The 11,373-nt window shown below is 62.4% G+C and carries 6 protein-coding genes and 1 pseudogene; 5 read left to right on the forward strand and 2 right to left on the reverse strand.

Translation table 11 applies throughout. The annotated features are described in order from the left end of the window. Positions 1–204: 204 nt before the first annotated feature. From FEF15_RS18475 to FEF15_RS18490, 4 genes are all read left to right on the forward strand, one after another. On the forward strand, positions 205–867 hold the full coding sequence (locus FEF15_RS18475; RefSeq protein ID WP_163560823.1) for a hypothetical protein: 663 nt from the start codon (positions 205–207) through the stop codon (positions 865–867). 876 nt (positions 868–1,743) lie between these two features. Further along, positions 1,744–1,962 (forward strand): hypothetical protein, encoded by a 219-nt coding sequence (locus FEF15_RS18480; protein ID WP_163560826.1) that lies wholly within the window; start codon positions 1,744–1,746, stop codon positions 1,960–1,962. Positions 1,963–2,353: 391 nt separating this feature from the next. Beyond that, positions 2,354–6,163, forward strand: coding sequence for a galactose oxidase early set domain-containing protein (locus tag FEF15_RS18485; RefSeq protein WP_163560828.1), 3,810 nt, complete (start codon positions 2,354–2,356; stop codon positions 6,161–6,163). Positions 6,164–6,387: 224 nt separating this feature from the next. Further along, on the forward strand, positions 6,388–6,897 hold the full coding sequence (locus FEF15_RS18490) for a hypothetical protein (protein ID WP_163560830.1): 510 nt from the start codon (positions 6,388–6,390) through the stop codon (positions 6,895–6,897). 139 nt (positions 6,898–7,036) lie between these two features. Here the strand turns inward: FEF15_RS18490 and FEF15_RS19555 are convergent. Continuing rightward, a pseudogene (locus FEF15_RS19555) lies at positions 7,037–7,183 on the reverse strand (ISL3 family transposase); the annotation flags it as partial. Positions 7,184–7,288: 105 nt separating this feature from the next. Further along, the gene (locus FEF15_RS18495; protein WP_163560832.1) at positions 7,289–7,606 is read right to left on the reverse strand and encodes a transposase; all 318 of its coding nucleotides are present in this window, start codon (positions 7,604–7,606) and stop codon (positions 7,289–7,291) included. Positions 7,607–7,797: 191 nt separating this feature from the next. Here FEF15_RS18495 and FEF15_RS18500 point away from each other — a divergent pair, with 191 nt between their 5' ends. Beyond that, positions 7,798–11,268 (forward strand): DEAD/DEAH box helicase, encoded by a 3,471-nt coding sequence (locus tag FEF15_RS18500; RefSeq protein ID WP_163560834.1) that lies wholly within the window; start codon positions 7,798–7,800, stop codon positions 11,266–11,268. Positions 11,269–11,373 lie beyond the last annotated feature (105 nt).

Here is an 11,373-nt window from a genome sequence, read left to right on the forward strand (position 1 = left end):
CAACCCCACCGGTGCGCTCCGCGCTATATCAGTTCTTTCTGAACTTCCGCTCCTGGCCGAACGGGGAATGTCAGGCTATTCTGATGGAGCGGTTGAGATAGATGGCGACACAAAGCGGTCATGCTACCAAAGGCAGTATGCGTGCTAAAGTGATATACGAGGCGTAGGTTAATGCCGATGATCCATTAATATAAGGTGGTAACAATGCTGCGATTTTTTCCAATTCTATTGAGTCTAACCGTCTTATTGGGCTGCGCTACGGTACGCTCTATATCACCGACGATTGGCGCTCAGCCGCGGCACGATTTAATACTTACCACGCCAGTGCAAGCTTCTGTGTTTGATGGCCGAGACGGCGGCAATCAAGATCAGGAATCTACACAACTTGAAAATGAATTGAGTCGTATTTATGGACCGAACCTAGAGTGGGTGCCGTACTTCAGCGAAACCCCAGTTGGTCGAGTTTCAATTAAATACAGAATCGTAAAATTGGGGGCTGAGTTTGGCAGTAGAATAATCACCGCCAGCGCCTATGCATCAGCCGTACAGTCATATCAGGCTAATGTACCCAACCCTTGGAATCCGCTTTTCATCAGTGGCGTTTCAAATACATCTGTTCAGGCTGCAAGCTTTGCCGGTGAAGGTTGGTGGAATGGAGGCGCATGGGTTGATATTGAGGTGACCGATAATCGCAGTGGTGTACAGTCAAGTTTCACTATTCCCATCGCAGCTGAGCATCGTGAATCAAATGTCTGGGGCTACTCATCGGGCGACAAAGCAGCACAAAAGGCTTGGGAGTCTGTAGCAAGACAAATTACTCGTATCACCGATTCAGCATTACGAATGGTTCGCGATGCCGAGGGCTAACAAGTCATTCCACCGGACGAGATAATCCCTCGCTGTTGAATTCAATAGTTAGGCAAGACTTATATGAAGGCATGGGTTATAACGTGGGAAGGCACGAGTCAGGAACTCAAATACCAAAGTCGACTTGTAGCCATATTATCATCTCAGAAGTCGGATAAATATGTCGGCGACCTGGTGGAATTTATTTACCTAAGAGCCACATCATCTGCTTCGGATATGCTGTTTCTTGAAAATAGATCAGCGGAAGTTCCTTATAAGGCTGGTCGTTCGAAAGTTATAAATGGCGTTCCACACGGCGATAGAATTATTTGTGGTCATAATCCCTGGCTTTATGCAAGAAAAGTATCATGCGTAAAGGTGACGAAGGAGCCAGGGAATGATAATGAAGAAATTACATGGAAAGAGCCGCCAATATTTGAATGGAGAGGTAAAAATCTACGAGACATACAAGTTTGCAATGAAGGAGAAGTAATAGTGGTGAAGCGAAAGCTCAGCCTCCCATTGTCAAACGATCTTAGGTGCTTCGATGTCTAACAAGCGCAGGCAAGTCGACTTTTTCGTTTCGCCAGCGGCTCCACTACAAAGCCTAGGCTGCTGCAGGTGTTAATGAATCAGCATGTTCTAAACTTCCGCTTCTGGCCGAATGAAGAATGTTAGTCTATACTGATAGAAGGCTGAGTCAGTTGGCGGGTCGAAGCGGACATGCTTGGGAATACATTCGGCCCGTCTAAATGCTTCATACTGACAATTTATATTTTATTGATAATTTAAAGGGGTAGGGATTAGTACTCGTGTATTGACTGTAGCACGCAGTCGTATTTCAGTTAATAAAGTATTATGCAATTAAATCATTGTTAGTCTGTAAGGAGTTTCCACATGGCTGCACCACTTATCCGTGACATCCGCCACACAGATGCAACCACCTTGGAGGACCTTCTTCTCATTATGGCAAAGAACATGGAGAGGTCTCTTATTGAAGCCGGAGCAACGCCCGGCGAGGACTACTCTATGCGCGATTTGTACACTTGGGCAACACCGTTCGCGCTAGAAGTTTTCAAGAAAAATGACTCTATTACCTATGCAATAGAGTTCTAGGCCCATCTGAAAAGGGTGTTCATTCAAACCGAACCCGCCTCGGGGATCGCCTTAATTCGGGCGGTGCATCAGGAAACTTAGATCGTCCGCTCATGGCCGATTGTGGAATTTTAGACTATGCTGATGAGATTATTATGGACTGTTGGCCCTAAGCGGCCGTTCCAGAAAATGCAGCAGGCGTGCGAATTTTTTGATATATAGCCGAATGTCAGTTAATAGCTTTAAGCATCAAAGGGTTGCGTGAACATTGGCAGGCTGCATTTGCCGGACAAACGTGCCGGTATGTTTGTCCAATCTTAGAACGCGCCGTCTAATACCTGTTAGGCGCTGATGTCGCAGTTAGGCGCCGCTGTTTCCCGAATCACGCGTTCGCACGCGGGAGGAGCCAACCATGCCGTGGTCGTCTTCCATCGTTGCCTCTGAAATCTTGGCGGTGCATGCCGCCCTGGTGCCGAATGGGCCCGCCGGCGAGGTTGTCCTGTTCGGCGGCGACGAGCACTGGTCCGCCCAGCAGGAACCCGGCGGCGACTTTCGCAAGACGCGCGTCTACGACGTCGCGACGCACACGCTGGTCGCCGCCACGATCCCTTCGCCCGACAGCGACGTGTTCTGCGCGCACCATGTCTTTGCCAGGGACGGGCGGCTTCTGATCGGCGGCGGCACGCAGAAGTGGCCGGAGGGAGGCGACGTGCACGGCCACGCGCTGGACTTCCTGGGCCACCGGCGCTGCTGGATCTACAACCACGCCCGCCGCACCTGGAGCGAGGTCGCGCGCTTCAACCCCAACCCCGACACGCCGGACGAGCCGCACTCCGGCGGCCGCTGGTACCCGGGCCTCTACACGCTCGGCAACGGCGACGTGCTGGCCGTCTTCGGCCACCCCGACCAGCAGGACTCGCGCCACCGCAACAACCTGCCCGAGCGCTTCAGCCAGCAGGGGAACTTCTGGGCCGACCTGCCCAAGATCATGGGGACCTTCGGCGAGCCGCAGTCCGGCGGCCGGCGCTTCTTGTTCTTCCCGCGCGGCTGGACGATGCCCGACGGCAAGCTGTTCTTCGCCACCCCGATGCCGGCGGACTTCAGCGGCTCGACTGAGGGCACACACTCCTCGACCGCCTTCGACCCCGTGTCGGGCGACTACGTCGCGCCGAAGGTCACGCAGCCCTCGGGCAGCGCCTACAACGACTGGGACCGGCCGGCGCTGCTGCTGCCGCTCCTGCCCACGGAGGGCTACCGCATGCGGATGCTGCACGTGGGCAGCACGACTCCGGTGCGGCTCGACCTCGGCGACGCGACGCCATCCTGGAGCGCGACCGCGGCGCGCCATGCCTCGGTCGCGGGCCGCGACCGGCGCTTCTCGAACGCCGTCCTGTTGCCCACCGGCGCCGTGTGCGTCGTCGGCGGGGTGCACGTGACCGATCCCGAGGACCCGGTGCTCGAGGCCGAGATCTACGACCCCGGCATCGCCTGGGCGGCCGGCGACTACTCCGGCGCCCAGGCCTGGAGCGTCGACGGCAGCGCCGCCCACGCCCGGAACTACCACTCGACGGCGCTGCTGCTTCCCAACGGTAAGGTGTGGGTCGCGGGCGGCAACACGAACGCCTCGTCGGGGGACCCGGACGGAGACGTGAACGTGAACGGCGTGACGAAGAAGCGCGCCATCAAGCACATCGAACTCTACGAGCCCGCCTACGTCGCCGTAGCGAACCGCATCCAGGTCCTGACCTCACCCGACGTGCTGGGATACGGTCAATCGTTCCAGGTCACCGTCGACCGCGCCGCGACGAACGTGCGCAACGTCGCCCTGATCCGCAACGGCTCGGTCACGCACTCGACGAACAACGACCAGCGCTTCGTCGGCCTCACGATCGACTCGCGCTCCGGCAACACGCTGACGCTCTCCGCGCCGCCCAGCGGCAACGTGGCGCCCCCCGGCCACTACATGCTCTGGGTGGTCGACAACGTCGGCAACCCGTGCGTGCAGGCTCCCTTCGTGCGGGTCGCGCACCTGGGCTGCACGGTCGTCACGGACCGCTCGACCTTCTCGTCCGAAGAGGTGGCGGCACTCGGCGGCGGCGGGCAAGCGACCTTCACCAACGCCATCTACCTGCAGTTCGACGGCTTCATCCACACCGAGCTCACGGCGTCGCCGACCTTCGAGCTGCGCTGGGCGGACAACGACGCGCCGGTCGACCCGACGGACCTCACGCTGGTCCCGGCGGGCCGCCTGCAGGAGGTCGAGCCCGGCTTCGCCGACTCCGCGCAACGGATCACCTTCCCGTTCCACGTGCGCTTCTTCAACGGCGACCCCTTCGCCACGTTCCCCGACCGGCGCTCGGTGCGGCTGACGTTCCATCTCGGGCATCTCACCTGCTCGCAGACGATCGACCTCACGCACTCGCCCAACCCGTACATGATCGACATCGACGCGGGTGCCAACAACCCCGCGTGGCTCTCGACCGACGTGCGCGTCTTCAGCCTCGAGGCGGGGCAGTCGAAGCTGGGCGAGACGCTCGTCGCGGGGCAGCCGATCGCCTTCCTGCGCGACTGCCTGGACCGGCTGAACGCGCCATCGACCGACGGCAACTCGCTGTTCGGGACGCTGTCGACCTCGGCCAAGCTCGACCTCGCGTCGCTCGGCGGGCCGTTCTTCTTCCAGCCGATCTACAACTTCGCGATCGCCAAGGTGCGCTACCGAGCCACCGTCACCACCGCGCAGGCGGTGAAGTGCTTCTTCCGCATGTTCAACGTGGCGGCGACCGGCCTAGCCTTCGAGCCCGGCACGACCTACCGCAGCACGACGCCGGCCCCGGGGGCGGTGCCGCTCCTGGGCGTCGCCGGCGGTGAGGTGGCGTCGATCCCCTTCTTCGCTTCGGAGCGCGTCGAGACAGTTCAGGGCCAGAGCGGTGCCACGTCGATGAGCACGCAGCCGCTGAGCCCGACCTACGAGGTGCTCGACATCGTGCCAGCGTCCTCGGGCGCCGAGGTCACCGTCTTCTTCGGCTGCTGGCTGGACATCAACCAGACGAAGAAACGCTTCCCGATCGCACCCGGGGCCTCCGACGGCCCTTGGCCGGAGGCGTCCTGCCGCTCGATCCAGGAACTCGTGCGCGGCGAGCACATGTGCCTGGTGGCCGAGGTCTTCTTCGAGCCCGACCCCACCAACGTCGGCGCCACGCCCGGCACCAGCGACAACCTCAGCCAGCGCAACCTGGCGATCCTGCACTCCGACAACCCCGGCGGCCCGGAGTCGCACACGGTGCTGCACACCTTCGAGGTCAAGCCCTCGGAGCTGCCGGCGCTCCAGGGCCCCGCCGGCCTCGGCAACCTGCTGCTGGCGAACGCCGCCGCGCTCGCCGCCACCAAGCGCTACGGCGTCGACGAGCTGATCTTCCGCTGGCACGACCTGCCGCGCGGGAGCGAGGTGAATGTCTACTTCTCGGACATCGACACCGCCGAGATCCAGGCCCTGGCCGCGCTGCGCCAGAGCCCGCTGGCGTGCGAGGTCGTCGACCGCCACACGCTGAAGATCGCCGTCGCCGGCGCGACCTGGATCCCGCTCCCTGGCGGCAGGGACCTGCGCATCCCCGCCCTGCTCTCGATCCAGCTGCCGTCCGACGTCGTGTACGGCGACGTCTACCGCGTCTCCGTGCACCAGGTGGGCGGACGCACGAGGCGCATCCTGGGCTCGTGCGAGTTCCGCATCGAGGTCTCCAAGGCCGAGCTCCTGATCGACCAGACGGCGCGCAACCTCTCCGTGCTGCGCCACGTGGTGCAGACCATCCCGACCGACAACCGCTGGTACCCGCTGATGAAGCGTTACGTGCATCAGCTCGGCCTCAAGCTCGACGCGCTGGGGGGAGACGCGACGCAGGTGCACCCCAACCCCGACGGTTCCGGCCGCCCGCAGGATCCGGACGCGTGGCCCGGGGTGGAGCCTGGCGAGGTGGAGTCTCCCTACGGGAAGCCCGACCGTCCGGGCAAGGGTGATCGCTTCCGCGGCCTGGTCGAGGACGTGCTCTACGACTGCCACGGGCGCTTCCGCGGCTTCGTGCTAGCCTCGTGCGACGCGCGCCGCGTCTACGAAGGCTGCGAGGGGCGGCTTGAGACGCTCGTACTGCGAGCCTGCCGCGAGCGTTCGGAGCTGACCGTTCTCTCCCGCGGGCGGCGTATCCACGATGTAATCGCACACTGCTGCTGACTTGCAGGCCGCCGCCTACTCGGTTCGCACAACCGAGCGGTGGAGTTTGCCGCGGGAAGGAGAGAGGAACACCTTCACGAGGTGTCAGCGCCTAACGAATAAGGATAGGTCGTGGCTCGCTTCGCTCGCATGACCTACCCTTATTCGTTGCGGCTCCTGAAGACCCGATGCTGACATGCAGATAAAGGCAGCAGGTGCGTTCAAGAGTGTTAGGGGGGTAAGACATGGAGATTTCGCGTTTTACTATCGACCGTTATAGCGTGGAGTCGTTTGTCGAATCGAATCTTCTGCGGTGCGTTTTCCATGTCACGCTCCTCACCAACCTCCGTAATATTCGTAAGGCCGGAGGAGTTGATGCTGCCGGGATTGGGCAGGAGACTTTCGGTTGCGCAAGTAACGGTTTTTTTCGGCACAGGGGATGCGTGTCGGTTTTTGATTTGCGCAACCCCGAGAATGACCAGTTCGATTTCTCTCTTAGGAAATGCCATCCGCTTAAACCAGTCACAACGCAGGCGCAGTCGATTGCAATACTGTTTCTCGCGCCCGCTGCTTACCCACGGCTCGTACCGTGGAGTCTTTGTAAAAAAGAAGAAGCTTGGTCGCAGATGGTTGTACCATACGTGGAAGCGGGGATTCCGGGCCCTCTTTCCCTTGATTGTATATCGCGCATCGCGTTAGTGAGACCTGCGAAGTCCATTAAGGATTTATTGGAAAACTGGCCAACTATCCCTTAACAACTGCTTGCAGAAGACGCGCTACCCGCGCGCCTGATGAGGGACATTACATGACCTCTCGCTAAAGGACTGCTTCTGGCCGTTAGCTGCCATACATTGTGGTCGTTTTCGGTGCGTAAAAAATAGGCTCTTCGTCGTTTCATGTGGATTTGGCCTGATTCAGCAACCGCCTCGCGGGGCTGCCAATCAGGTAGATCATGGCGATGAAGTTGGCCTCTTTCCGGTAGCCGCGTGCGCTTGACCTCGCTGCCTGGAACAGGCCGATTATGTCTTCCAGGCGCGCGTTAGCCAGGTCGGAGAGTGAAGTGGTCCAGGAGCGTTGGTGCCGCGTACCGAGCCAACTGACGCGCGATGGCCTGGAGGGCGTCGAGCTCGGCCGCACCCGTGCGCGTCAGGTATTCACCGAGGCGCCGTCCCGACGGAACGTGTCGATGCCCAGCAGCCGCGCCGTGGCCGGATCCTGACACAGGGCATCCAGGTCGGAGAGGGCACCATTGCCCGACGCGAGGGACGCCACCAGGCTCCACACCATCTCGGCATCACTGGAGGCACGCCGGCGCTGTTTGAGGCGAATGCGCTGGGCGAACTGGTCCAGCAGGCCGCTCTCCGGGGCCAGCTGAGCGAGGAAGGCCAGGCCACCCTGGCCGGTCAGTTGGGTGTCAGTGAAGTCGATGTCGACGGAAACGGGTTCAGGCGTTACCTTGGGCATCGGCGCAACTGTGGGGTGAGTGTTGTGAGGATTTGGTTGTTTTCACACACATCCCACAGGCTGCGCCTTTTTCGTTCAAGCCCCTTCCATACGCCGATCCCTATCCGGGGATGAGGAAATGTTAACCGGTTGCGAAGGCATCGGGGTTCCGGTCAAATACCTTTCCCACTCTCTATCGCCGAGGAGACGCCGTGCCGGATGCCCATCTCGCCGATCCCGCCCTGACGCTCTACTACACCCTGGAGGACATCCAGTGGCAGCGGAGCTTCGATGTGCGCTCCCTGACCCGCGGGCGGGGCTATGCGCGGCAGGGCAGGGTGTGCGAAGGCACACGTCTCGAACAACAGGAAGAGATGTTGGTGCTGCGAGCCCAGGTGGATGGCAGCGGTCGCCGTCGCTACCTGACGAGTCTGGCTGTGGATCCCGACAACCATGAGATGGGTGTGGTCAGCGACTGCAGCTGCCCGGTAGGGCGGCAGTGCAAGCACGCAGTGGCGGTGATCCAAGGCTTTATCGACGGCATTGAGGCTGATGGCATTCCGACCCGTAACGACTCGACCCTGCTGACGCAGCGCTGGGAGTCGTGGCTGGCCGAACTCGAATCGCCGGTCGGCGGCAACCGAACCGTCGAGCGACTGGAAGATGACTACCGCCTGGCGCTATTCCTGGACATCGACCCGGACCCCCGTTCGCCCACCCTCAAGGTGTCGCCGGTGTGGGTGCGGCCCACCAAGCAGCGCAGCCGAGGCAACGGTTGGGTCAAGCCCCGTCCTATCCTGGTGCGGCACGGCGGCAGCCTCTCTCCCAGGCCACCTCAGGGACTAACGCCCGACCAGGAGGAGGCCCTGGAACTGCTGATGCTCGGCGAGCAGCGTCGCCAGTTCGCCGGGGGCAATGAACAGAGCTGGAGCGTTGTCGCCCATGCCTACCAGGCGCGAGCCCTCTGGTCGCTTTTGGAGAGCGACACGCCGCCGCTGCTCTTCCATCTCAAGCAGACGGGCGCCATGCTCGATCGGGGTCCGACCTGCCGGCTGACCCTGGCCTGGGAGCCCGATGCCGAGGGTAATCAACATCTACGCGCGGATGCCGAGCCGACGGAGGTGATCTCCGCGGAGGCCGCGATCGTGCGCGCTGGTGCCGAACTCTGCTATCTCGATGAAGAACGTGGCCGTTTCGGGCGCCTGGAGGGCGATCCCGATCTGCTGATGCGCTTGCGTCGGGCGCCGCCGCTGCCCCCGGAGATGAGTGGCTGGCTTTCCGAGCGATTGTACCAGACACCGGCCCTGGCCGATCGGCTGCCAGCGCCCCAGGCAGTAGAGGAGCGCACCTTGGATGGGGTGGCGCCACGCCTCAAAGTGACCATGCAGGTCGCCACCGGGCAACTGGGCTATCGCTACGGCGCCATGGTGCCGCGCTGGATCGAGGTGGGGGCCGCTGTGGTGGGCTTTGACTACGACGGGATCGAGGTGCCGCCGGAGGAGGGCGAAAGCGCCCAGGCTTTCCGTGACGGCCAGCGCCTCACCGTAATGCGGAGCCCCGAGGCGGAACTGGCACTGGTGCGGACGCTACCCCACGGCATGGTTACCCTGGAGCGCCTGCAGCAGATCGAGGCGGTGCCCGCCTACTTGGAGCTTCCTGAGTGGACGCTGCTACTGCCCCTGGAGGGCACGCCACCGAGCAGCGCCGCTGAGTGGCCGACCCACCTGGCCGGCCCTGACGACTGGTGGGAGATGATCACTCGGCTGCGCCAGGCAGGCTGCCTGGTCGAATTCAGCGACGACTTCCCCGAAGAGCCCAACACTGTCGAGCCGGATGACTGGTATGGAGAGTTGGAGCCGGCCGGCAACGGTTGGTTCGACCTGGCGCTGGATATCGAGGTGGAGGGGGAGCGCCTTAACCTGCTGCCGATCCTGCGGCGCCTTTTCAAGGATCCACGTTTCCCGCTGGAACCCGCCGACGACGAAGCCGAGGACGCCACCTGGTCGCTGACATTGCCAGATAACCGTCGCCTGGTGATGCCGTTGGCGCGGCTACGTTCGCTGATGGCACCCATCCTTGACTGGCTCAATGACGAGAGCGACCCGGAGGCGGCCGTGCGCCTGCCGCTGACCGCGGCCGAGAGGGTGGCGCCCCTGGCCGAGCACGAGCGGTGGGCGGGGCGCGAGGACGTCACTACCCTGGCCCGGCGCCTGCGCGAGCTGCCCGCCAGCCTGCCGGCGCCGCCGGGGTTTGCCGGCGAGCTGCGCGATTACCAAGCTCGCGGCATCGCCTGGATGCGCTTTCTCTCGGAGCTTGGCACCGGCGGCATCCTGGCCGACGACATGGGCCTGGGCAAGACGGTTCAGGTGTTGGCGCACCTGCTCGATGAGCGCGCCCGAGGGGAGCTGGAGCGCCCGATCTTGGTGGTGGCACCCACTAGCCTGGTGGGCAACTGGTGCGTCGAGGCGGCACGCTTCGCCCCCGAGCTTAAGGTGGTGGCCCTGCAGGGCGGCAAGGCCCAGCGCGAGCGTCAGTTCGATGAGTCTCTGCCCGATGCCGATCTGGCGGTGACCACCTATGCGCTGCTGATCCGCGACTTGGAACGCCTGCGCGAGCACGACTTCGGCCTGCTGATACTCGACGAGGCCCAAGCGATCAAGAATGCCGCCAGCCAGACCGCCTGCGCGGTGCGGGAACTCAATGCCAGGCGCGCCCTGGCCATGACAGGTACGCCCTTGGAGAACCATCTGGGCGAGCTGTGGGCTCAGTTGGACGCCGTGGCCCCCGGGGCGCTGGGTAGCCGGCAGTGGTTTGGCCAGCGCTTCCGCACGCCCATCGAGAAGGAGGGGGACGTGGTGCTGCGTGAGCGCCTCTCGCGGCGGATTGCCCCGCTGATGCTACGGCGCACCAAACAGCAGGTGCTGGCCGAGCTGCCGGCGAAGACAGAGACCCGTCGTGAGGTCACCCTGAGCGGCGCCCAGCGCGAGCTCTACGAGAGCCTCCGCCTGGCCCAGCACCAGCGGGTGCAACAGGCGGTGGCCGAGCGTGGGCTGGCTGGCTCCGGCATCGTCATGCTCGACGCCCTGCTCAAGCTACGCCAGGTGTGCTGCGACCCGCGGCTGGTCAAGCTAGACAGTGCTCGCCAGGTGAAGCGCTCGGCCAAGCTGGAGCAGCTGCGCGAGTTGGTGCCGCCGTTGGTAGAGGAGGGACGGCGCATCCTGATCTTTTCGCAGTTCACTGAGATGCTCGGGTTGATCGGCCACGCGCTGGACAAGGAGGGCATTGCCTATACCACCTTGACCGGTGATACCCCCGGCAAGACCCGCACCCAACGTGTGGCACTTTACCAGCAGGGTGAAATCCCGGTGTTTCTGATCAGCCTCAAGGCCGGCGGCACCGGGCTCAACCTGACCGCCGCGGATACCGTGATTCACTATGACCCCTGGTGGAATCCGGCGGTAGAGGCTCAAGCCACTGGCCGCGCCCACCGCATGGGGCAGATGAATCCGGTGTTCGTCTACAAGCTGGTGTGTGCCGGCACCGTGGAGGAGCGCATCCTGGATCTGCAGGTGCGCAAGGCGGATCTCGCCGCGTCGATCCTCGAGGGCGGCGCCGAGCGCCACAGCGCCGGTCCGCTGTTCGATGAGGAAGACTTGGCGCTGCTGTTCGCGCCGGTTGCGTAGTCAGCGCGACAGCTTTAGCTACCCCGATTCGAAGCAGATCAAGGTCGATCAGCAAAAAAATCCGCGTGAACCCTCGCCCACTCGGGCGGGGAGGTAAGCGAGCAG

Origin of the sequence: Halomonas sp. NO4 (assembly GCF_010994375.1) — a bacterium.
Lineage (GTDB): Bacteria > Pseudomonadota > Gammaproteobacteria > Pseudomonadales > Halomonadaceae > Halomonas.

Excerpts from the sequence above, each read along its gene's own strand:
- FEF15_RS18475 (WP_163560823.1), top strand. The coding sequence starts at position 205 with ATGCTGCGATTTTTTCCAATTCTATTGAGTCTAACCGTCTTATTGGGC.
- FEF15_RS18480 (WP_163560826.1), top strand. The coding sequence starts at position 1,744 with ATGGCTGCACCACTTATCCGTGACATCCGCCACACAGATGCAACCACC.
- FEF15_RS18485 (WP_163560828.1), top strand. The coding sequence starts at position 2,354 with ATGCCGTGGTCGTCTTCCATCGTTGCCTCTGAAATCTTGGCGGTGCAT.
- FEF15_RS18490 (WP_163560830.1), top strand. The coding sequence starts at position 6,388 with ATGGAGATTTCGCGTTTTACTATCGACCGTTATAGCGTGGAGTCGTTT.
- FEF15_RS18495 (WP_163560832.1), bottom strand. The coding sequence starts at position 7,606 with ATGCCCAAGGTAACGCCTGAACCCGTTTCCGTCGACATCGACTTCACT.